Genomic DNA, 22,543 nt, shown 5'->3' on the forward strand with positions numbered 1-22,543 from the left:
TCCCGCCCCTTCATTTCTTTGTCGCGCCGCCGCTCAGGCGACTCGACATTCCCGCTCCGTCTCTTCCGCGAACCCCTGGGTCAATCGTTCACGGCGCTCGACAAAAAGGGCGTTGCCGTTCTCTTTTTTGGCCATGGCCTTGGCTTCGCTGGCCATGTGGGCGATGTCGTAGCAGGTCATGGGGATATCGCCGCGCCAGCAGATCGCGCCGATGGAGAGGGTTATGAGCGGCAGGAAGATGCGCTCGCCGGCGCGGTTGTTGCCCCATATTCCGCCCTCGTGCCGGTGTTGCCGGGTGTAGTGCGCCGGTATCGCCTGGGCGAAGTTTTTGAGGATGCTTTCGCAGCGATCCTGCCAGTCGGTGCTTTGAAAGATGACGATGAAATCGTCGCCGCCGATGTGCCCGATAAAATCACTTTCCTTTTCGGCGTTGTCGGACAGGATGCCGGCCAGCAGTTTGATCACGGTGTCGCCGGCGGCATAACCGTAGGTATCGTTGTAGGCCTTGAAATGGTCGAGATCGCAGTAGCAGGCGGTAAAGGGCGCGCCGTTGCTCAGGAGGAACTCAATCTCTTCTTGAATCGGCACGTTTCCCGGCAGTTGCGTCAGAGGGTTGGCGTGCTGGGCGCGTCTTATCTGTAATTCCGACAGATTTCGCAACAGGGTGAGGATGGAAACGACACCGGCATAGTCCCCGTTTTCCGTCACCAGGATGTCTTGTCCCCGATAGACAGGTTTCCGTTCGTCGAGAAAAGTGCTGATTTTTTCAAGGGGGGTATGGACATCAATCACGATCGGAGCGGACTCCATGAAGTTGGCGATGGGCTCCTTGCTAAAGAGGTCCCAACCATAGCGCGAGGCGGCCACATTCAGAAAATCTTCGCGGATGACCAGACCGGCGACCTGGTTGCTGTTGATGACCGGGAGCGAACGCAATTCGGGATGGCGGTCGAAGAGTTCCCCCGTGTGGCGGAAGAGGGTTGATGGGGCGACCACGGGGGACTGTTGCGCCAGTTTGCCGATCGTCAGTTCCCGACGGCGCGGGCGCTGAAGTCCCTGAGGTTTATTGGCAGGTTGGCTCGGGCTGAACTCTGGTTCCAGCACCGGGACCGGGCGTGGACGACTCAAAAGGAATCCCTGCCCCAAGTGGATTCCAATTTTTCGAATGGTTTGATACTCCTCGGGGGTTTCGATCCCTTCGGCGATGGTCTGACATCCCTGGCCGTGGGCGATTTCAAGTAAGGAGTGAACGAACTGCTGTTTGTTGTAATCGTCGTTAATCCCCTGTACGAAATGCCGGTCGAGTTTGACATATTCGGGGCGCAACTCCGACCACAGACGCAACCCGGAATAGCCCGCTCCCAGATCGTCGATGGCGATGGTGAAACCCATTTGCCGGTAGTGAGAAAGAGCTTCGCGAAAGAGATTGTAGTCGTCGATGGTGCTGTGCTCCGTCAGTTCGATGACGACCTGTTCCGGGCTTAGACCATGGCGCTCCAGAAAGCGCCGGGTATAGCCTCGGGGGTATTTTTGCTCCATCAGGGAGAACGGACAGATATTGAGAAAGAGTTTGGCGGGCAGATTGAGGTGGGCGAAGTTCCGAATATGGAGCTCCCGGGTTAAAAGTTCCAACTCCATGCGTCTGCCGCAACGTCCGGCGACATCGAAAAGCATGTCGGGCTGGTGCAATGGGCTGCCCTCCGGTCCGCGAAGCAGGGCCTCGTAGCCGATGATCCGGTTGCTGCGCAGATCGACAATGGGCTGAAAATACGAATAAAGACGATCGTTTTCGATCAGGGCGGATAGTCGTTCGCAAGTCATGAAGAAAAAGTCCTTTCAGAAAAGGCTCGGACGGCGCAGAAAGGCCAGAAAAATCCGTCGCAGCAGCACGACCAGAAGCGGGGCGAGGAGGGCCCAGGCGCCGAGGGCCTGGAGATTGGCGAGGCCGAGGCTGTGCGCAGCGGCGAAGGCATCTTGGCGGAAGGCGGCATGCACGGCTTCGATGTCGAGTGCTTGCGTCGAGGGGCCGAAGAACGCTTGTCCGAGGTGGAGGAAGGGGATGAAAAGCACCAGTTGCACGGGAAACGCCAGATAGTTGGCGAGTTGGATCGCCCCCTGGTTGAGTCCGAAGAGCGCGGCGCAGAGGGCGCAGGCCAAAGTCGATCCCCAGACGCAGGGAGCGATCCCCAAGGTGACGCCGCAGGCCAGGGCGAGAGCCAGCCGCCCGGGGGTGATCCCTTGTCCTGCCAGGCTCCGCGCCAGGGCGACCGGTTTGCTCCAGGGCGATGGTCGGCGCGGTTCAGATGCGGTCGAGGTGGACATGAAAACTCAGGGTCGCGCCGGTTACGGTACTGCGCCCGGTATGGATAAAGAGAGCGAGCCACAACCCTTGCAGGAAGAGCATCAGAAGCGGCCGGCCGAAGAGGGCAAAGCCGCGGTGCAGTTCGGGAACGACGACGGACGGGGCAGCGGGATGGAACAGGGCGATGGCCAGGGCATAGGGCAGGGCCGCCAGCGCCATGAGCTGATAGGCGGAGATGCGCCCTGTCCCGCGGTAATCGGCGCGCAGCGTTTCCGAGTAGACCCGCCAGGCCTGGGTGACGAAGGTCGCCAGAACAAAAGCGGTGCTGAACTTGCCGGCGAGGAAGAGGCCGGTTCCGGCGATGCCGACAAGGCAATAGAGAAGGGCGGTCAGGCCCTGGACCGGAATCACGCCGACCCCCTCCAGTCCGTCGGCGTAGGCGATCTTCTTGGTCGCGCCGAAAAAGACGAAGTGCCTACGGCGGAAGAGTTTTTGCATGCGCTGGCCGCATTGCGCCAGGGGTTTGCCGTAACAGCAGCCGAAGCTGATACAGGCGAGGCGCCCCAGCCCTTCGCCGAAGGCATAGGCGACGGCGATGGCGGCTAACGCCGGCAAAACCGGCAGGGGCGTGAGCCAGGGCAGGCGGTTCACTCCTGCGAGCAGCCAGGGGGCGATGAGCAGGCCGACAAAGACGGCGCCGCCGACGGTGAAGGTGTGGGCTTTCCCTTCCACCACACGGGCCACCAGGCGCGAGGCGGGGACGCAGACCAAAAGCAGGATGACGGCCGCCGTGAGAATGCTCGCCAGGGGGACGCCGACCGTGCCCAGCAGCAGCACCAGGACGGCCACCGCCGCCAGATAGGCGTTGGCGGTGAGCAGTCCGTACCAGGTCAGGTTGATCCCCTGCCAGTGGCCGTCATCCAGGCGACGCAGGGGCAAGGTTGCGAGAATCTGCCAGCGCTCTCCGGGCAGCACCCGAAAGCCCCAAGTGAGCAGGACCAGGCAGGCCAGGGCGAGAATCGACAGAAAGAGGGCGTTGCTCATGATTGCTCTCCGGAGGGGTTGGTTTTACACGGCAGCGCCAGCAGCGAGCGCACCCGAACTTCGGTCTCCACCAGTGGGGTGGTCAGGTCCAGGGAGAAGCGGCTGCGCACATCGCGGCGATGGAGATTGGCGAGAATCGTTTCGTCGAAGAGGACACGCCCCGGTTGAAAGATCAGCACGTCGGTACTGCTGCCGGGGCGGTACAGGCTTTTCGGCTGCCCCCGACGCAGGAAGAGACCGGGACGCATCGACGTCGGGTCGTCGTAGGCCCGGTCGCTGTAACACTGCACGATTTCGCCGATCATCAGGGCGACGACTTCGATCATGGCCACCAGGCCGATTCCGCTGCCGCCGGGGACATTGGTGTTGATGATGGTGATGACCCGCTTGTTCTTCGAGTAGGGGGTGGCCAGGGCGATGACCGCGCTGGGATTGCAGGCGTTATAGGCACCGTCGATTTCGTAGAAATCGACCACTTCGCCGGATACCGGAACGTGGTTGTAATGGTATTTGTCCGGGGTCAGGCGAAAGACGGCGAAGTCCCCCCCGGCGAAGGCCTCGCGCCAGACCGGTTGGTCCGGCCCGAGCAGCTCCTCGAAAGAGAAGAACTTCTCCTTGATGAAGAGTGCCGAGGCGGCGGCGAAGGAGCCGACCAGCACCCGGGCGTCGGCGGGGCAGACCACGGCGGCGGCATCCCTGGGCAACGGGCGACGGTCCCAGTAGCGGATGCGCCGCTCGAAGACCTTGCGCGGCGTATCGTAGCCGGCGGGGGGATCCAGACATTCGGAAAAATCGATGCCGGACTCGCGGAGAAAGCGGCGGTTTCCCAGTATCCTGGACCCCAGGGGGAGGTCATAGTTGAGCCAGGCCAGGAAAGCGGAGGCGCGGGCGCCGGTCAGGGCGCGAAAGAGCAGGTCGGCGTTTTCCCGCAACGGGTGGTAGAGCAGACGGATCAGGCGATCGGCAAAGAACGGTTCGGTATGGACCAGTCCGCTATCCCGTTCGATGTACTGATGAATGTTCGGCATGGTTCTCCAGGGATGGCTCGGCGTCCATGGACGCCTGGCGGGAAAAATTCAAAAGCATCAGGTTAAGCAGCTGCGCCACCGTTTCCGGCGTTTCCGTGCCGGCCGATACTTCCCGGCGGGCATCGGCAAAAAGAAGCGACGCCTTCTCTCGCAGGTCTCCCGGGAAACCGCCGAACCAGGGGGTGTTTTTTGCCGGGCGTTCCAGCTCCTCGCGCAGGAAGGCCAGAGCTTCGTGAAGATGGTGACGGCGCAGCTCTTCGCGGTAATAGCCTTCGGCGGCGCGGTTGAAATCCTCGGCCTTGACCTTGAGGGGATGTTTGGCGCCGAGACGGTCGAGGATGCCCCGCGTCAGGCGGCCCGCGGTGGATTCTTCCTCAGGCCGGTCCAGGCGGCGGCGCAGTTCCGCCAGCAGGCCGCCCAGTCCCGCCGCTTCGATCAGTTCGGCGCCGTCCTCGGCGAGGATGTCGAGCAGGGCCAGGCGGTATTCCCGGTTCGGTACCCGCCAGTAGCCGGGATAGCGTTTGCTGGCGCGGACCTGGCGGGTGCGGCGCAGGATTTTCAGCAGGAAGCGGTCGCGGGTACGACGGCTGACGTAAAAGGTGGGGATGCCCACCGCCAGGCCGAAAAAGATCTGCCGTCGCTCGCTTTCGGTCACCGGGTCGTCGGGGATGTGCCGCCGGCGGACTTCCCCGGTGGCGAGATATTTGAAGGCGAGACCGGTGAGCAGAGCCTGCAGGCTGGCGGCGCCGCCGAAATCCTCTCCCAGGCTGTGGAAAAGGCTGTAATGCCGCCCTTCGAAGCCGGTAAAACCCATGCTCCCATGCTCCCGCAGCTTGAAAAACTGATAGAGGGACATCCGCCGGTCGAAAATCCCCATCGCGTCCAGATCCTCTTTGAGCCGGTTCTGGTTGCCGAGACGGCCATCGAGGGCCGGACTGTTGGCGGTGCTGAGAAAGGCCACCGGATAATCGACCAGGCGGAAGTCGGGAACCAGATCCCCGCGCAGGCCGAGCAGGCGGCTCAGGCCCAGGTCGAGCCGGTCGGGGCCGAAGGGGGTGAGCGCGTGGCCGCAGACCGAAAGGCTCGCTTTCTTCTTCCAGCGGCGCCAGAGCATGCGCAAATGGGTGTAGTCGAGTTCATGGGCGAGAAAACCCAGGGCCGTTTCCGGATGAAAATCCTCGAAGCCGAGCCGGTAGGGGGCGGCGCTGAAGGTGCCGGCGAAGAGGGGCAGAAAGTGTTCCTGGATCTTGATCGCCAGATCCCCCAGACATTTTTCCTCGGCGGCGCCGTAATCCGGTGTTCCGGCGTTCATCAGACCGGTCAGGCGGCGGCTGCCGAGGCTGATGTGGGTGCCGTTGTTGGCCAGGCTGATATTCGACATGTTCGGGAGCAGGACCAGGTTGTTGCTGATGATCCCCGCTTCACGCAGTTTGGCCACGGCGTTGAGTTTGGAGCGGCTGAGTACCTGATGGCAGAGGTGCATGTAGTGGTGCTTGGCTTCCCCCCGGTCCCAGCCCGACAGACAGGGACTCATGAAGAGTTCCCGGTAAAAGGCGTCGGGAATCAGGTCGTTGAGCTGCTTCTGCCGCAATGGCGGGTGCGGTGCGAAATAGATGAGCGCCCGCTGCCCCGTTTCCAGCAAGCCGAAATTCAGGTTGGCGTGACAGCTCAGCAGATGGGTGAAGAGAAAGCGCTGGGCCGTTTCCCGCGCCAGGGCCGCGCCCATGCCGGTTTCCGCCCCCAGGGTCACGACCTGGAAGGAGAAGGTTTCCGGCGAGGTGTTGTCGCTCAGATAATGATTCATGAGCCGTTCGCCGGTCGCTCTGACCGCTGGCGGCAAATCCGGGTGGCGGTCGAGGTGGTCGGCCAGAGCCAGTTTGACCAGATAGCTCACGGGAACCCGCAGGTGATCTTCCTCGGCGCCGGTGCCGCCAAGGAGGAAGCGCCCGGCGTCCCCCCGCCGGCCCGCCGCCGGATCGCTCTTGTCCGCGAGCAGATCCCGCTTCAGCACCTGCCGCGAGAATTCGCCGAGGCGTCTCATCGGCAGGCGCACCCAGCTGTTCTCCCAAACCTCGTCGGCGTTGCCGGCGAGAAAGTCTTCCAGGCGTTCCACCAGACTGTGGGCCGTGTCCCCCGCTCGGGCGCGGCGGCGCAGATTGGCGAAAAATCCCGAATGGTCGATGGTCAGGGGCAGGTCGACCACGTCTCGGCCGCCGATGACCACCGCTTGCAGTTCCGTCTCCGACCCGGCGGTCAGGTCGCCCGCAGAAAAGGGCAGGGTGCCGGGGAGATCTTCCAGCCGACAGCCGAGACGGCCAAGAATCAGGCGCGGATCGAAGCCGTCGGCGGGGGATCGGGTGGGGTGACGGCCGGGGAGCAGCCGCAACGCGTGGGGGGATTTCATGCCGTTCTCCAGAAGAGGGCCGGCATCCTTCGGAAAGTTGCCGGACGTTACGGGAGCAGCATGAAGGGGAATTGTTGGGAATCGGTTGGGCAAAGATGAAATATTGATTGGGGACCGTTTCCGTTCATGGCCCAAGGCGAGGCTTAACCAAAGTCACATGAAGCTCTGACCGTTGTTGAACGGCTCTCGGATTGAATCGCTGAACGTTCGGACCTTTTCTTCGGAATCAGCTCGACAGGAGGAGATTATGAGAGACGCCCATGACGGCTATGTTCCGTCCGACACGGAACCCTACATGAATTTGCGGCAGATCCAGTATTTTCAGCGGTTGTTGTTCAGGCGGCGCCAGGAGCTCGTCAGGGCCGAGGAGTGCGCCGGAATGCCGCTGCAAGAGGAAAGAATCCGCGAGTCCGACATTCTCGATCAGTGCGTGGTGGAAACCGAGCGCTTTTTGTCCTTGGCGGAGCGTGCCCGGCGTCGGCGGCTTATTGCCCGGATCGACGCGGCGTTGTTGCGCATCGAGGAGGGCACATACGGCTATTGCCAGGAAACCGGGGAGCAGATTGGACTGCCTCGCCTCTTTGCTCAGCCCTTGGCCCATCTCGGCATTGAAGCCCAGGAAGCGCGGGAGTCGGGGCGTCGTATTCATGCCGGCGGCGGGCGCGGCACGGCGGAAAGAAGCTATCCTTCCGCCTACGCCTGCGATCATCTATAAAAACAATCCTGCTTCGTATCGATCTTCCGCAAAAGCCAACTCTCCCCTGACAGCAGGGAGCTCAAGGATTCCCGCTGGTGATTGGAATGAAAAACCGGCGGTTCGTCCCCGCCCCGGGGGGGGCGGGAATGGGTCTTACCGAGAGGCTTGAGCCTGATCGCCTACGGGCAGACTCAGGGTGAACTCGGCGCCGCCGCCGGGGCGGTTGGCGGCATGTAATTCGCCGCCCAGGGCGCGCGTCAGGGTGCGGGCGGAATAGAGCCCGAGGCCGTGCCCCGCGCTGCGCCCCGACTCCTGGGCGCCGCGATAGAACTTTTCGAAAATCCGCTCCATCTCCTCCGGCTGGATGCCCGGGCCGTCGTCGGCCACGGTGATCCGCAATCCCCCCGTCGCGAAAATCAGTTCCACCTCGACACTTCCGCCCAATTTGCCGTATTTCACGGAATTTTCCAGCAGACTCGAAAGAATCAGGCGCACGGCTCCGGGGTGGGTCGCGAAGGGAGCGGGCGTGCCGAGGGTGCGCAGGGTCAGCCGCCGCCCTTCCCGCGCCGCCAGGGGGCGATAGAGCCCGACCACGTCTTCCAGCAGCCAGAGGGGATTGACCGGCTCCGTCGGCAAGGGCTGCCGGTCCGATTCGACCCGGCGCAAGAGCAGGAACTCCTCGGCGAGGCGGCTCAGGTGGTCGGCGCCGCGCTGGATCGCCTGGGCGTATTCCCGCGCCGGCCCCGGCGCGGGTTCCTTGTCGGCCAGACGATTCGAATAGCCGGAGATCACCAGCAGCTGGTTGCGCAGTTCGTGGAAGAGCATCTGCCGCCACTGCTCTTCCCGGCGGCTTGCCCCTTCGAGACGGCCCAGGGCCGCCTCGGCTTCCCGCCGGGCGCGGCGCTGCTCGATCAGTCTCTCCGTTTGCAGCAGGACTTCCCGCACCGAATAGGGCTTGCTCAGATAGATGTCGGCTCCCGCCTCGACGCCCCGCACCCGGTCTTCCAGGGTGCCGAGGGCGGTGAGCATGATGATCGGGGTCGGCGCCGTCTCGGGATCGGGGTGGGAACGGACCATGGCGCAGATTTCGCGGCCGTCCAGGTCGGGGAGCATCAGATCGAGCAGGATGAGGTCGGGACGGGCGGTGCCGATGCGGCGGCAGGCACTCAGGCCGTCGCCGGCGATCTCGGTGCGGTAGCCGTGGCGGTGCAGGTTGTACTCCAGCAGTTCGGCCAGTTCCGGTTCGTCTTCGACGATCAGGACCAAAGGAGCGCATTGCGAGGGGGCGGGAACGGGGGTGTTTGCAGCGGAACGGGGGACGGCACGGTCTTTGACGATCTCCATGGACTCTCCCTGGGAGCGAAATCAGCGGCCCGTGGTTGCGGCCGCTCGGGGGAGCCAGAATGTCGGACGTTTGTTAGGGATGGATGAAGTTTTGTTGAGAAGTGGATGTGGATGCGGTGCTTTTGGGGCCGTCGCCGGAATTCTTTTCGCGGGTTTTCGCCCTTTGCCGGCAAAGCAAGAGGCCGGTTACGGGGGAGTCCTCCCGTAACCGTTTCAGTTTTCCGTCGGTTCGAGCAGCAGTTTTCGCTCAAAGGCCTGTTCGAAGAGATCCCCCTTGTTCTGGCCGCCGTAAAGTTCCACGGCGAGATCGCCAGTTCCTTGCAGGAGAAGTTTGCAGGTTTTGTCGGTCAGTTCGACGGTGATCCGGTGCAGATTGCCGCTGCGGCAACGGTCGAGACCGTCGGCGAGGCGGAGGATGCCTGCGAGCTGACGCACGAGCTGCTGGTCCTCGGCGCCCAGCCGGGCAAAATTCTCGTGTTTCTTCTTTGGCAGCGACTTGCGGTGGTAGCGGGCGAGATTGGCGACGATTTCCTGTTCGCGGGGGGTGAAGCCGAAGAGTCCGGCATGACGGATGAGATGGTAGGAATGCTTGTGATGCTTGGCGTAATCGATGAAATAGCCGACGTCGTGCAACAGGGCCGCGGCCTCCAGAAGTTGCCGGGGGCGTTCCCCTAGACGATGCAGTTCGGTCGTGCCGTCGAAAATCTGCAGGGAAAGGTCGCGCACCGTTTCGGCGTGCCCTTCGTCGCTGTGGCAGGAGCGGGCGAACTCCTTAACCGCCGTTAGCCAGTCCCGTCGTGCTTCGCGTTTTTCTATCAGACCGAGATCGTCGAGGCTTTTCAAGATTAGTCCCTCGCGGATGCCGCGTTCGTTGATGCGCAACAGGTTGGCGCCGAAAAAGCGCATCAGCTCATCGACCAGGGTCACGCCGGCGATGATGATGTCCGCCCGTTCCGGACTGAGGCCGGAAATTTCCCGCCGCTGCCGGGCGTCCTTGCGTTCGAGCATGGCCAGCAGATGGACGACCTCGGAGCGCAGCACTTCGTAGCCGTGAACGGAACCGTAGGCTTCCTTGCGCAGGGCCATGGCCATGGCGCCAACGGCGTTGAGGGTACCGCCCGAGCCGATGAGGCATTGCACGGGAAAACCGGGGGGTGCCAGAGTCGCTTTCAAGGCTTGGCGGATATGCTTGCGCAACCGGAGCAGATCCTTCTCCGGAGCGGGGTCGCCGTGGATAAAACGCTCGGTCAGCAGTACCGCGCCCAGTTCCAGGGAGTGAATCTCTTCGATGTGTTCGCCGGTGGCCGTCACCATTTCGACGCTGCCGCCGCCGATGTCGATCATGGCGTAGCGGTTGCCGGCCATGTCGAAATGATGGCGGGCGCTCAGCGCCGCCAGTTCGGCCTCGCGCTCGCCATCGATGACCTCGATGGCGAGGCCGGTGCGTTGGGCCATGGCCGCGACGAACGCCTTGCCGTTGGCGGCCTTGCGCACGGCACTGGTGGCGACGGCGACGAAATGGGTCGCGCCCAGCCCGTCGGCGATCTGCTTCATGCGTTTAAGGGCCTGGGCCGCTCGTTCCCAGGCGGCGGTGGAAATCAACCCGCTGGCCGCCATCCCTTCGCCGAGACGCACTGTAGCTTTTTCATCGTCGAGGATCCGGTAATCGCCTCCGCCAAGAACTTCAACGACGATGCAGCGGATGGAGTTGGTGCCGATGTCGAGAGCGGCGAGCCGTTCTCCCGAACCCCTGCCCTTGCCCTCGTCCCCCCGTCTTTCCCGCGAACTCACGCCAGAACCCGCCGGAAAGGCCTGCGCGCCTTCTTCAGTCCCCGGGTCAGTTTGCCGGCCCCGGCCTGATCCAGCCGCTTCAGGCGGCGCGCGGCCCGGGCCAGACCTTTACCCGCCCGCTTCCGCCGGTGATCGAGACGGCTTTCGACCTGCTCCAGACGGCTCAGGAATTTATCGACCTCCCGTTGGAGCGCTACCTTCTTCGCCTCGGCCAGCTTCTCCCCCTTGCGCGCGAGAAGTCCATCGACCAGTTCCCGAACCCGCTGCCGCAGCGTCTCGGCCGCTTCGCGCAGGGGGGCGCACTTGTCCGCTTGCGCGACCGTCTCCGTCGGCTTTGTCGCTCCCGCGACCATTTTTCCCGCCTGCGCGATGATATTCTCTATGTAACGGGGATTCATCCCCGGAATCGCCGCCAGTTCTTCCGGCGCGGCCTGGGCCAGGCGCGCCGGGCTGTCGAGTCCGGCCGCCGTCAGCCGCTTCGCCAGTACCGCGCCGATTCCCTTGATCCGCTGTAATTCTTTGCTTGCTTCATCACTCATATGTCACCTCGTTGGAGAAGGATCGCCATGGCCGGAACCTGGCTTGCAAATGCCAACTATACCAGCAGAACCCTGAGATTATGTTAGAGTTGGGTAAGTTTTGTGTAAAAAAGCCGACAGGGTTCAATTTTTACACTTTTTTAACAGATTTCTAACAAGAGCATGGCAAAGTAAAAGGAGAAAATTTTTCCCGGATAAATCCGGACCAGCCTTTCCCCCTTAAGGACCTTTGTTATGGATACCACAGAGCTTCCCGTTTTTTCACCTGCCCTCGACCAGGGCGCCGATGCTCTTGTCCAGGCGGCGGAAAAGGGCATGGCCTTGGAATCCGCCTTGCCGACATCCCCCGCTCCCAAAGACCTCCCGGCGCCGCTCAAGGCTCTGCCGGCCTCCAGTGATCTTCAATCCCCCGATCTTTACCTGAACCGTGAACTGGCCTGGCTGGAATTCAATCAGCGGGTGTTGCATGAAGCGGCGGATCGCCGCACTCCGTTGCTGGAACGGGTCAAGTTCGCCGCCATCGCCGGGTCGAATCTCGACGAATTTTTCATGAAGCGTATCGGCGGCCTGAAACAGCAGGTCGGCGCCGGGGTGCAGGAGCGAACCGTCGACGGCCGCACGCCGGAGGAACAGATCGGCGCCTGCTACGCTTTTATACGCAAGCACCAGTTGGAAAAGCAACGTCTGCTGAAAATTCTGGTGCGCAAATTGCGCGAAAAGGACATCCAGATTCTTCCCTATGAAAAACTCGAAAAGAGCGAACGGGAAAAGATTCGGGAAGACTACTACGACAACATCTTCCCTCTGGTCACCCCCCAATCCATCGACCCGGCTCATCCGTTCCCCTTTGTTTCCAATCTTTCTCTCAACCTGCTGGTGACCCTGCGCTATCCCAAGGACCGGGAGATCTCCATGGCTCGGGTCAAGGCCCCGATCAGCGCCGGGGCGCCGCGTTTTCTGCGCATCGGTCGCCAGAACCGCTTCGTGCTTTTGGAAGAGGTCATGGAACACAACCTGGACATGCTCTTTCCGGGGATGGAAATCCTCCATTGCGACCTCTTCCGGGTGACGCGCAACGCCAATACGGAGCGGGCCGAGGAGCACGCCGACGACCTGCTCGCCCTGATCGAGTCGACCCTGCAACAGCGCAAGTTCGCCCCCATCGTCCGACTTGAAGTACTGCCGGGCATGGACTCGACGTTGCGCGGGCGACTGGCGGCGGAACTGGGTCTGGACGAGGAAGCCGACGTCTTCATCGTCGACGGCATGCTCGGCACCCGGGATCTTTTCGAGATCGCCGCGCTCAACCTTCCCCAACTCAAGGAGGTGCCGCAATACCCCATCATTCACCCGGCCCTGCAGAGCGAGCGGAGCATCTTCCATCTGATCCGCGACGCCGGCGCCATCCTCCTCCAGCATCCTTACGAGTCCTTTTCCACCTCGGTGGAGCGTTTGCTTCGGGAAGCGGCCCACGATCCCAAGGTGCGGGGGATCAAGATGACCCTGTACCGTACGTCGAGCCGCAGCCCGATCCTCGACTACCTGATCCAGGCGGCCCAGAACGGCAAGCAGGTGGCGGTGGTGGTGGAACTCAAGGCCCGGTTCGACGAGGCGGCCAATATCCGTCTCGCTTCCCGCCTGGAGGAGGCGGGCATCCACGTCACCTACGGCGTGGTTGGGCTGAAAACCCACGCCAAGATCATTCTGGTGGTGCGCAACGACTACAACGGCCTGCGCCGCTATGTGCACATCGGCACCGGCAACTACCATCCCGAGACCTCGCGCCTTTACAGCGATCTGGGGCTGCTCCTCTACGACAAGAACATCGGCCGCGATGCCACCGAACTCTTCAATTATCTGACCACCGGTTTCACCCCCAGCCGCCGTTACCAGAAGCTGCTGGTCGCTCCGAAAATGCTGAAGCGCGGACTGCTGGAGCGCATCGACCGGGAAATCGCCGGGCACGCGGAGAAATCCCCCGGTCGCATCATCTTCAAGATGAACGCCCTCGACGATGCCGATATCGCCCGCGCCCTCTACCGCGCCGCCCGCGCCGGGGTGCGGATCGACCTCATCATCCGCGACAGCTGCCGGGTACGACCGGGGATCGCCGGCCTTTCGGAGAACATCCGGGTCATTTCCATCGTCGGCCGCTTTCTGGAACATGCCCGTATCTATTACTTCCGCAACGGCGGCGAGGAGGAGTATTTCATCGGCTCGGCCGACGCCATGAAACGCAACCTCGAACACCGCGTGGAAGTGCTGACTCCGGTGGAAAACCCGGCCATTCGCGCGGATTTGCGGCAGATGCTGGAGATTCAGCTCAACGACCGGCGCAGCGCCTGGGAGTTGAATTCGGACGGCGGCTACAGCCAGCGGCGGCCGCGAAATGCCGAGGAGGGTGTCGGCAGCCAGCAGCGGCTCATCGAACAGGCGGAAAGGCGCAATCGCGACGCCTCCCGGCTGCGCAAGCGCAAAGCGAAAAACATCGGTGGCCGCAACCTGCGCTGAGGTGAATGCCGAGGATGCGCATGGACTATCTGCTGCCGGAACATTTTCCCATAACGCGCCTGCGCGACGGATTACGAAATTTCGCAGCTTTGACCGCCGAACCCCTCCGGGAGACGCGCTTGCGTTATTTCGACAGTTTTGACTGGCGCCTTTATGGGCGGGGGCTGGTTTTGGAGGAAGAGACGACGGACGGCGCCGTCGATCTGCGGTTGCGCCGTCTCGACGGCCTCGACCCGTTGAACCGAATTGCCGCTTCCGCTCCGGATTTCGCCGGGGAGTTGTCGCCGGGAAGCCTGCGCGATACCCTGACGGAAATCGTCGAGATGCGTCGGCTGTTCCCGCTTGCCGAGATCCGCTGCGCCGTTCAGCGCCTGGCTCTCCTCGACGAGCGACAAAAGACGGTGGCGCGGCTGACCGTTATGGACGCGATCACCGGAGGGGCTGACGCAGGGACGGGCCGGCGGCTGCCCTTGCGGCTGCGCAGTGAGGCGGTTCGCGGCTATGCCCGGGAGTCGCGGGAGCTCGATCGGGTTCTGCGCTGGGGGCTGGGCCTGCAAATCGCGCCTGAGGATCTCTGGCATACCGTCATGCGCGATGCCGGACGCCTTCCCGGCGACTATACCTCGAAACCGGAATTCCTCTTTGCTCCCGGACAGGGAACCGAGGCGGTGATCCGCGCGATTTTCGCCCATCTGCTCGATACCCTGGAACGGAATCTGGAGGGCACCCGCCGGAATCTCGACAGCGAATTCCTCCACGATTTTCGGGTTGCGATCCGCCGGACCCGCGCTCTTCTCGGACAACTCGGGCGTCTGATGCCGAAGGCGGTACGGGATCGCTTCCGCGCCGAATTCGCCTGGCTCGGGACGATTACCGGACCGGTACGTGATCTCGACGTCCATCTGCTCGGTTTCGATGCTTATCGGCGCCTGCTTCCTCCGGATGTTGGGCCGGAGCTTGAGCCTCTGCGCGCCCTGCTTATCGCTCACCAGCAAACGGCCCAGCGGCGACTGGCCGAGGAACTGGCCGCGCCCCGCTGCCGGAAACTGTTTGCCGACTGGCGCGCCTGGCTTGAAAATCCCGCTGCCCGGGGGGGTCCCTGGCCGGAAGCGGCCGCTTTGCCGTTGTCGGCAACGGCCAACGGGCGTATCCGCAAGATGGTCCGTCGGGCCTTGCGCGAGGGCAACGCCATCGACGACCGGTCGCCGCCGGAAGATCTTCACGAATTGCGCAAGACCTGCAAAAAACTCCGCTATCTTCTGGAGTTTTTTCAAAGTCTTTATCCCCCTGAGGCGATTTCGCCACTGCTCAGGGCGTTGAAGAAGCTTCAGGATAATCTCGGCGAATTCCAGGATCTCGAAGTGCACGCCCATGCTCTGCGGACTTTTGCAACGGCGCCAAACGCGGAATCTCCCCTGCCCCCGAAAACCCTGCTCGCTATCGGCCAACTCAGCGAACGGCTGCGGGGTCGCCAGCGGCAGGTCCGCGCGGAATTCGCCGCGCGTTTTGCCGCCTTCGCCGAGGCGGAAAACCGGCGCCCGGTTCACGAACTCTTCCGGAAAGAGCCCTGAAATCATGAAAATTCTTGCGACCTACAATATCAAGGGAGGGGTGGGCAAGACCGCCGCCGCCGTCAATCTGGCCTATCTGGCGGCCCGGGACGGCGCCCGAACCCTGGTCTGGGATCTCGATCCCCAGGGAGCGGCGACCTTTTATTTCCGGATCAAAGCTAAGGTCAAGGGCGGCGGCGAAAGGCTCATCGGCGGCAAGAACGGTCTGGAATCCGCGATCAAAGGGACGGACTATCCGCGACTCGATCTGTTGCCCGCCGATTTTTCCTACCGCCATCTCGATATCCTCCTTGACGGCGAAAAGAAGCCGACCAAGCGCTTCAAAAAGCTGCTTGCCCCCCTGGCCGCTTCCTACGATTACCTCTTTCTCGACTGTCCTCCCAGCATTTCCCTGGTTTCCGAAGCCGTTTTCGGCGCCGCCGAAATTCTGCTGGTGCCGATCATCCCCACGCCCCTGTCGCTGCGTACCCTTGAACAGATTTTTGCCTTCGAGCGGGACGAAGGACTGAAGGATTTGAAAATCCTTCCCTTCTTCTCCATGGTCGACCGCCGCAAAAGTCTGCACCGGGAGATTGTCGAGAGCCTGCCCCAGCAACGGCCCGAGGTGCTGGAAGCGGAAATCCCCTATGCCAGCGAGGTGGAACAGATGGGCATTCGCCGCCTGCCTTTGGCCGCCTACGCTCCCCACAGCCGCGCCGCCCATGCCTTTGCGGAACTCTGGCAGGAGATCCGCGACCATCTGGACGGCGCATGCCCCGCTTCACCCGGGTCGGATTCTCACATGTACGGTTCGTGATGGAAGGAGCAAGGGATGGGCTGCCTGAAGGGAAAATCGGAGAACAAGCCGAAGAAGGGTCGCTTTCGTTGCGAGCGCTGCGGAGCGGTTTCAAAAAAGGAAAACCACCTCTGCAAGCCCGAGGAGTTGACGAAAAAAACGCTGAAAAAGTTCGAAAGGAAGAAGGAAAAAGTCGTCAAAAATTGAAAGAGGGACCGTGCCTTTACTCCTCGGTCAGCGCCTGCTCGATGCATTCGACCAGGGTTTTGAGGATTTTCACCCGGGCGTAGCGTTTGCTGTTGGCCTCGACCAGAGTCCAAGGGGCGATCTGGGTGCCGGTGCGCTCGACCATGTCGCAGACCGCTTCTTCGTAGAGGGGCCATTTCTCTCGGTTGCGCCAGTCGTCCTCGGTGATTTTGAAGTTCTTGAAGGGGATTTCTTCCCGTTCCTTGAAACGCCGCAACTGTTCATCCGGATCGATGGACAGCCAGAATTTCACCACCAGGGTGCGGTTGCGAATCAACTGTTCTTCGAAATCATTGATTTCGCCGTAAGCACGCATCCAGTCGGCCTCGGCGCAAAAACCCTCAACCCGTTCCACCAGCACCCGGCCGTACCAGGAGCGGTCGAAGATGACCAGCTTGCCCCGCTCGGGCAGATGTCGCCAGAACCGCCACAGATAGGGATGATCCGCCTCCTCGTCGGTCGGGGCGGCAATCGGCACCACCTGATAGCGGCGGGCATCCAGCGCTCCGGTCACCCGCCGGATGCTTCCCCCCTTGCCGGCCGCGTCGTTCCCCTCGAAGACTGCCACCACGGAAATCTCACTGAAACCCTTCTTGCGGCTCAACTTGTTGAGCTTCCCCTGCCAATAGGCCAACTGCTCTTCATACTCCTTTTTCTCCAGATCGAGACTCAGATCCAGCACCCGCAGCACATTGAGCCCATCGATGCGCGGAACGACGGGCGGCACCGTCACCGCCGGTTGCGGCGGCGTCCCGTCGATCACTAACCGTTGACGCAACGCCCGTAACAGGGCCTCGCCCAAGGTCAGCTCCCGGTAGTGGGCATCGTAGCCCTCGATGATCGTCCAGGGCGCTTCCGCCGAGCTGGTCTGCCGCAAGGCCCGCTCCGCCACCTGCCGGAAGCGGCCGTAATGTTTGTGGTTGCGCCAGTCATCCTTGTTCACCCGCCAGCTTGTGGCCGGATCCTTCTCCAACTTGTCGAAGCGTTTCTTCTGGCGTTTTTCCGACAGATGCAGCCAGAACTTGAGAACCAGGGCGCCTTCGTCCACCAGCATCTTCTCGAAACGGTTGCCCCGCTCCAGGGCTTGGTCCAACTCCGAATTGCCGATGTGATCATAAACCCGGTCGTGAATCGCCTCACTGTAGATCGCGTCGAAAAAAATCCCGATTTTCCCCTTGGGTGGCAACGCCCGCCAATACCGCCACATGGGTGGCCGCGCCAGATCGGTCTCGGTCGGTTCGCTGGGGGCGTGAGTCTGGATGTGCCGGGGGTCCATCCACTCGTTAAGGACATTGACCGTATCCCCCTTGCCCGCCCCGTCCATGCCGGCAATGATGATAATCACCGCAAAACGGCGACCCTCCACCATCTCCAGTTGGGCTTCGAGAAGTTCCCGGCGCAGTCGGGGCAGTTCCCGGTCGTACCGTTCGGCGTCGATGGCATGACCGAGTTCGGCGGATTCGAACATGACAACTCTCCATTGGTGGGTAAAGTCTCAATCAGGTTTCAAGAATAACAGAAAACACGCAGGTGATGGAGAAACCCCAGAAATTCCCCGGCTCAAACAAACTCTTGGAAGCGACCAGGAAGTCCGGGAAGTCCAGGGATCGCTTTCAGTGGAATGTGGAATTTCCAGCCCCCACACCGATCCCGGTTTGGTACAGATGTGCGAAGATCATCTCTGCCTTGGCCGATATTTCGTCGTTAGCATACCCGCTTCCCGGCAGGCTAACGAAGAGATGTCTGATAATCTCTGCTTTAACCTGGGCTTGGGCGGTGGCCTTCTCTCGCCAGTGGTCAATCTGGAGTTTGCCCGACAGCAACTTCTTCAGCAGGTCTTTGGCCACTTCTTTGATTTTTTCCCGTTCGTTGCGGGTTAGGGTTTCTTTCTGCAGTAGATCGAAAACAGCCAGCTGATCCTCGTTGTCTAGCCCTTCCCGCAGGTATCGGCGTTGTTCCTGATCCAGGTTATCGTTGAACCGGAAAAGGTCGTCGAACACCTTTTGCACTTCCACTGCATCCTTGTCCTTGTTGTACTCGGCTACGATCTCCTGATAACGCTCATAGAGGTCAACACGGGTCGGGTTTTGAGCGACCATGGCTTGCAGCCTTTTTTCAATTTTCTCCCGTAGGTTGAGCATCTTGATGTTGGGGCACGTCCGGTCGAATTCGGCCTTCAGGCGGCTAACATCGATCTTTGTCATCTCATAGCGGATCGGTGTTTCGTTCACCGTTGAGGTGTCGGTCGTTACTGCCGTATCGACCACATCGTAAAGCGCCTGGAGCATTTCGGAGACATCCGGCGTTTCTCTGCTTTCCTGCAACCGGTTATACAGCGCCGATATGGCGTTTTCCTGTTTATCGTAGGCGTACAGTCCGGGGTTGGGAAAGAGTCCCCTGAATCTGGCGGAAATGTCTTCCGCCATGACCTCGAAGGTTTTGCGCAGCTCATCGGTTTCGCAGATGGTATTCACCCCGCGCAGGATCAGCGCCTGTTTGTCAAAGCCGGTTGCGGCAATGAGTTCGTCCAGATTGAAGCTACAGCCAGCCAGAAATTCCTGGGCCGCCTTGATCGACTGGCCATACTCGGATAAAGCTTCGGTATCATCCCGAAGTATGTTCATGTCCACCTGCTTGCCGTCGCCTTGAGCAAAGGTAGCCAGCGCCTGCCGCAGACTTTTCAGCATGCCGTTATAGTCGATGATGAGGCCGTTCTTTTTGCCGCCACCGACGCGATTGACGCGGGCAATGGCCTGCATCAGGGTGTGCCCTTTCATCGGTTTGTCCAGGTAGAGCGTAGCCAAGCACTTGACGTCGTACCCCGTTAACCACATGGCGCAGACGATCGCCACCCGAAATGGATGCTCCGGTTTCTTGAATTCCAGGTCCAGATCGCGGTGTACCATCTTTTCCCGGTGGGGCACGATATCCAGCCCCCACTTGCGGAACTCGTTGACCTCTCCCTGCTCCTGGGAAATGACCACGCAGATTTCCGTCGCCTTCATCCATTCCACTTGGGCACGGTGACTCTGGAGGAATTTGTCCGGAGTCTTGCCCGCCTTGGCGAAACATTCCTCTTCGGCAACTACCTTCGCCTCCAGCGCCTGCCAAGTCTCTTGCCATTCCTTGGTGATGAGGTCGTACATCTTGACGCAGGTGATCTTGTCAATGCAGACCATCATTGCCTTGCCGGTCTGCCACCGTTGATGATAGTGCTTGACGAAGTCTTCCGCCACCTTGCCGAGACGGGTGGGAGATGTCAGGATGGGATAGTCACGGGCGATATCGCGATAAAGCTTTTCTTCCTGCTCAGGGTCCAGATCCCCTGCGGCCTTGGCTGCTTCGATCCGGTCATTAATGCGTTTGTTGATCTCCGGATCGATGATCTCCAGCTTCTCTCCCCGGTTCTCGTAGAACAGCGGCAGGGTTGCCCCATCAGAGACTGCTCGCTGGAAGTCGTAGATAGAGATGTAATCCCCGAACACTTCCTTGGTCATCTGTTTTTCGGCGTTGTCGATCAGAGGGGTGCCGGTGAAGCCGATGAACTTGGCCCGTGGCAGTGCCTTGCGCATGTTGATCGCCAAGCGCCCGTACTGAGTCCGGTGAGCTTCGTCGGAAATGACGATAATGTCTTCACGGGGGCTGTAGGCTTCGTCCACCAGTCGGTGGAATTTGTGGATCAGGCTGAAGACATAGCGGTGGTTCTCTTTCAGCAGCTTCTCCAGGCCCTTGCCGTCCCTGGCCTTGGCCTTCTTGTTGGTGGCGGCGCCGCAGTTGGTGTAGGTGCCGAAAATCTGCTCGTCCAGCTCGTTCCGGTCGGTCATCACCACAAAGGTGTATTTTGCTGAAATCCTGCGGTGGATCTTTTCGGTCAGAAAGATCATGGAATACGACTTGCCCGACCCCTGGGTATGCCAGAATACCCCCAGCCGCCCGGCCTCCACGTCGGCTTGCGCTCCCGGTTCTTCCGACAGCAGCTTGGCGATTACCCGGTTGACGCCGAGGTACTGGTGGTTGCGCGCAAAGATTTTCTGGACTTCCCCTTCGCTCCGGTCAAAAAGGATAAAGTTTTCAACCAGGTCAAGCAGTGTCGCCTTGTCCAGCATTCCCCGCAGCAGCATCGGCAGCAGCGGTTGATCTTTGGCCGGTTCCGGATCTTCTTCCCGCAATCGCTTCCAGCGGGAAAAATGTTCCACGATCGACGTGATGGAGCCGTACTTGGCGTCGACGCCGTTGGAGATGAGAATCAAAGCGTTCCAGTGGAACAGGTGCGGGATCGTGTCAAGGTAGTCGCTGTAGTTCTTCTTGAATGCCTTGTCGACGTGCTGGTCGTAGCGTTTCAGTTCGATAAACACCAGCGGCAGGCCATTGACGTAGCAGATCACATCCGGGCGCCGCCGCCATAGTCGGCCCTGCACCCAGAGTTCCCGCACTACCAAAAAGTGGTTTTTCTTCGGGTTGGCCGGATCGTCGAAATCCACCAGCTTCAAGCGGCGTTCCTTCAGCTGTCCGGTTTCATCCCGATATTTGACCGGTACCCCGTCCCGGAGCAGGCGGTACTTGTCCTCGTTCATCTGCACCAGGGGTTTGGTAATATCGTCCGCCGTCACCTGGGCCAGCGCCTCCTGGTATGCCTCGTCAGGCAAGCCGGGATTCAAACGGCGCAGGGCATCATCTACCTCCCGCCGCAATACCACTTCCCGATCAGAGAGCCGCCCCAGTAGGCTCTCAGGCCCGAAATCTTCATTGTCGTGGGCAAAAACGCAATCGTAGTTCAGTACCTGCTCCAGCAATTCCGCTGTCGGTTGTTGGATCAGTATGTCTTCGGAGTAGTCTTTGCGCGGCATCCAGCCTCCCGAGGGGCGACAATATTAGCCGACCGGATAGGGTCAATAAAATCATTTGATATCCCGGCATGTTATCTGCCGTTATCGGACAAGTTATCGACCAAACCGTCAAGATACGAGCGAGTTTGTCCGATAAGCACAGAGGCTCGATCAGGCTGAAGTAGGCTTCTTCTCCTGCTCCGTCACAGTCACCCGGTCAATCCGATCGCCATGCCGTACGATAACCGCGGTGCCGGTCTGCGCGGCTATCTGGCGGGCACGCTTGGCTGCCCGGCGGAGAGCATCGAAGGAGTTGGCCAGGTCAGGGTCTTTCGCCTGTTCGATAGGTTTCTGGTTCATGGCTTTTCGCTCCAATCTATGAGTTGCGGTTCATCGCCGGAATTATCGTACATCGCCCAGGCATCGACCAGGTCCCGGTAGAGGATAGCAAAATTCATGCGTCCCGCGGCAAAACGGCGCCGGATAACCTCCTGCGGGATGTTATGCCCTCCCTGGCAAACTCTCTCGGCTACACGGGCGATGGCCATCTCCGCAGTTGGCAGGCTCAGGAAAAACAGCCGAACATGATAGCCCGCCGCCTGCCAGGTGGGGATCATCCGTGCATAGGTGCGCCCGGAGAGCGTGGTTTCAAAGGCGAAACTCACCTGTTGCCGGAAATGTTCCTCGATCTCCCTGAGCATCAGCCTTCCCGCTTTGACGGCGGCAAGTTCCGGCTGAAACGGGGAGAGCCCGGCGGCGATGAGGTCGGCGTTGACGAAGATCGGGCATCCGGCCTCATTCGGCAGAAACTCGCGGGCAAAGGTGGTTTTCCCGGCGCCGTTGGGACCGGCGATGATGACAATCTTCTTTTCGCTCATGCCCCGACCTCCTGGGGTATGGAGATACGACTCACATCCAGCGCCCCGGACATGAGCTTGGGGAGAAGCAGGTCGCGGGCTTGACGGAGTTTTCCGTTCCAAATAGTGAGGGCGTTGATCTGCTCAAAAATCGGCTGAACCCGTGTCTCGAACAGCGTGAATATTTCAGCATTAGGAACTGTCAGTTCCAGCGAGTACGTATAGTTGCGGTTGAGTCCGGGGACTGCTGAATCGCTGCTGATGAAATTCAATCCTTGCAGAGCGAGATACAGAAAATATGATGTCTGGTCCGACGACACGAAGTAGACGGTATCGATCGGAAAACATGGGCAATTCGAATAGTACACGCTGCCAACATTGATGCAATCGCGAAAAAAGCTCACGCGGCTTGAGGCATGAGCCAACCAATTCGGTTGTTGCCGGGCCGAAAGGCCTCGGCAAAATGTCGTAGATATCCCCGCAGCGGCCTTAATGGCTCTTTGAAACCGCCAACAGCGCCATTTGGATAAAGATTCGTTCCTGTTTCCCGGGTTTCTTTGGGTTTTTGGCGATTTCTGAACGCGGTGGCGCGCAGGATATTCAATCCC

Annotated in this window: 17 protein-coding genes and 1 pseudogene; 5 read left to right on the top strand and 13 right to left on the bottom strand. The window is 60.8% G+C overall.

Features of this window, described 5'->3' with window-relative positions:
* Positions 1–33 precede the first annotated feature (33 nt).
* The 5 genes from RBR25_RS05685 to RBR25_RS05705 are packed head-to-tail and all read right to left on the bottom strand — an operon-like array spanning position 34 to position 6,778.
* Positions 34–1,821, bottom strand: a complete 1,788-nt coding sequence (locus RBR25_RS05685) for a GGDEF domain-containing protein (RefSeq protein ID WP_432818571.1) — start codon at positions 1,819–1,821, stop codon at positions 34–36.
* 15 nt (positions 1,822–1,836) lie between these two features.
* The gene (locus tag RBR25_RS05690) at positions 1,837–2,322 is read right to left on the bottom strand and encodes a DUF2062 domain-containing protein (RefSeq protein ID WP_432818572.1); all 486 of its coding nucleotides are present in this window, start codon (positions 2,320–2,322) and stop codon (positions 1,837–1,839) included.
* Positions 2,300–3,346 (bottom strand): prolipoprotein diacylglyceryl transferase family protein, encoded by a 1,047-nt coding sequence (locus RBR25_RS05695; RefSeq protein WP_432818573.1) that lies wholly within the window; start codon positions 3,344–3,346, stop codon positions 2,300–2,302. Before RBR25_RS05695 ends, RBR25_RS05690 begins: the two co-directional genes overlap by 23 nt.
* Entirely contained in the window at positions 3,343–4,374 is a 1,032-nt protein-coding gene (locus RBR25_RS05700) for a phosphatidylserine decarboxylase (RefSeq protein WP_432818574.1), read from the bottom strand. The genes RBR25_RS05695 and RBR25_RS05700 overlap by 4 nt, the downstream gene beginning before the upstream one ends.
* Positions 4,340–6,778 carry a hypothetical protein gene (locus RBR25_RS05705; protein WP_432818575.1) on the bottom strand — a complete coding sequence of 813 codons (2,439 nt, stop codon included), beginning with the start codon at positions 6,776–6,778 and terminating at the stop codon, positions 4,340–4,342. The genes RBR25_RS05700 and RBR25_RS05705 overlap by 35 nt, the downstream gene beginning before the upstream one ends.
* A 247-nt stretch (positions 6,779–7,025) precedes the next feature.
* Between RBR25_RS05705 and RBR25_RS05710 the strand changes: the two genes are divergently transcribed.
* Complete coding sequence (locus RBR25_RS05710) at positions 7,026–7,493, top strand: TraR/DksA family transcriptional regulator (RefSeq protein ID WP_432818576.1); 468 nt, start codon at positions 7,026–7,028, stop codon at positions 7,491–7,493.
* A 135-nt stretch (positions 7,494–7,628) separates the two neighbouring features.
* Here RBR25_RS05710 and RBR25_RS05715 read toward each other — a convergent pair whose 3' ends face one another.
* The 3 genes from RBR25_RS05715 to RBR25_RS05725 form a co-directional block, all read right to left on the bottom strand.
* Complete coding sequence (locus tag RBR25_RS05715) at positions 7,629–8,819, bottom strand: hybrid sensor histidine kinase/response regulator (RefSeq protein WP_432818577.1); 1,191 nt, start codon at positions 8,817–8,819, stop codon at positions 7,629–7,631.
* A gap of 213 nt (positions 8,820–9,032) precedes the next feature.
* Entirely contained in the window at positions 9,033–10,610 is a 1,578-nt protein-coding gene (locus RBR25_RS05720; protein ID WP_432818578.1) for an HD domain-containing protein, read from the bottom strand.
* Positions 10,607–11,149 carry a helix-hairpin-helix domain-containing protein gene (locus RBR25_RS05725; RefSeq protein ID WP_432818579.1) on the bottom strand — a complete coding sequence of 181 codons (543 nt, stop codon included), beginning with the start codon at positions 11,147–11,149 and terminating at the stop codon, positions 10,607–10,609. Before RBR25_RS05725 ends, RBR25_RS05720 begins: the two co-directional genes overlap by 4 nt.
* 234 nt (positions 11,150–11,383) lie before the next feature.
* Here RBR25_RS05725 and ppk1 point away from each other — a divergent pair, with 234 nt between their 5' ends.
* From ppk1 to RBR25_RS05745, 4 genes are read left to right on the top strand one after another with little or no spacing between them, the layout of a single operon-like run.
* Complete coding sequence (ppk1, locus tag RBR25_RS05730; protein ID WP_432818580.1) at positions 11,384–13,660, top strand: polyphosphate kinase 1; 2,277 nt, start codon at positions 11,384–11,386, stop codon at positions 13,658–13,660.
* A 20-nt stretch (positions 13,661–13,680) separates the two neighbouring features.
* Complete coding sequence (locus RBR25_RS05735; protein WP_432818581.1) at positions 13,681–15,231, top strand: CHAD domain-containing protein; 1,551 nt, start codon at positions 13,681–13,683, stop codon at positions 15,229–15,231.
* 4 nt (positions 15,232–15,235) lie between these two features.
* A complete protein-coding gene (locus RBR25_RS05740) occupies positions 15,236–16,027 on the top strand; it encodes a ParA family protein (RefSeq protein ID WP_432818582.1) in 792 nt (263 codons plus the stop codon).
* A gap of 15 nt (positions 16,028–16,042) precedes the next feature.
* Positions 16,043–16,213, top strand: coding sequence for a hypothetical protein (locus RBR25_RS05745; protein WP_432818583.1), 171 nt, complete (start codon positions 16,043–16,045; stop codon positions 16,211–16,213).
* A 16-nt stretch (positions 16,214–16,229) separates the two neighbouring features.
* Here the strand turns inward: RBR25_RS05745 and pap are convergent, their stop codons facing one another.
* The 5 genes and pseudogenes from pap to RBR25_RS05770 form a co-directional block, all read right to left on the bottom strand.
* A complete protein-coding gene (pap, locus tag RBR25_RS05750; protein ID WP_432818584.1) occupies positions 16,230–17,720 on the bottom strand; it encodes a polyphosphate:AMP phosphotransferase in 1,491 nt (496 codons plus the stop codon).
* 145 nt (positions 17,721–17,865) lie between these two features.
* Complete coding sequence (locus tag RBR25_RS05755; RefSeq protein ID WP_432818585.1) at positions 17,866–21,099, bottom strand: type I restriction endonuclease subunit R; 3,234 nt, start codon at positions 21,097–21,099, stop codon at positions 17,866–17,868.
* Between the two features lie 150 nt (positions 21,100–21,249).
* Positions 21,250–21,438 (bottom strand): hypothetical protein, encoded by a 189-nt coding sequence (locus tag RBR25_RS05760; protein WP_432818586.1) that lies wholly within the window; start codon positions 21,436–21,438, stop codon positions 21,250–21,252.
* Positions 21,435–21,956: a zeta toxin family protein gene (locus RBR25_RS05765; RefSeq protein ID WP_432818587.1), complete on the bottom strand. Its 522-nt coding sequence runs from the start codon at positions 21,954–21,956 to the stop codon at positions 21,435–21,437. Before RBR25_RS05765 ends, RBR25_RS05760 begins: the two co-directional genes overlap by 4 nt.
* A pseudogene (locus RBR25_RS05770) lies at positions 21,953–22,543 on the bottom strand (hypothetical protein); the annotation flags it as partial. The pseudogene RBR25_RS05770 and the gene RBR25_RS05765, both read right to left, overlap by 4 nt.

This window comes from Trichloromonas sp., assembly GCF_034006665.1.
In the GTDB taxonomy this organism is placed as follows: Bacteria; Desulfobacterota; Desulfuromonadia; order Desulfuromonadales; family Trichloromonadaceae; genus Trichloromonas.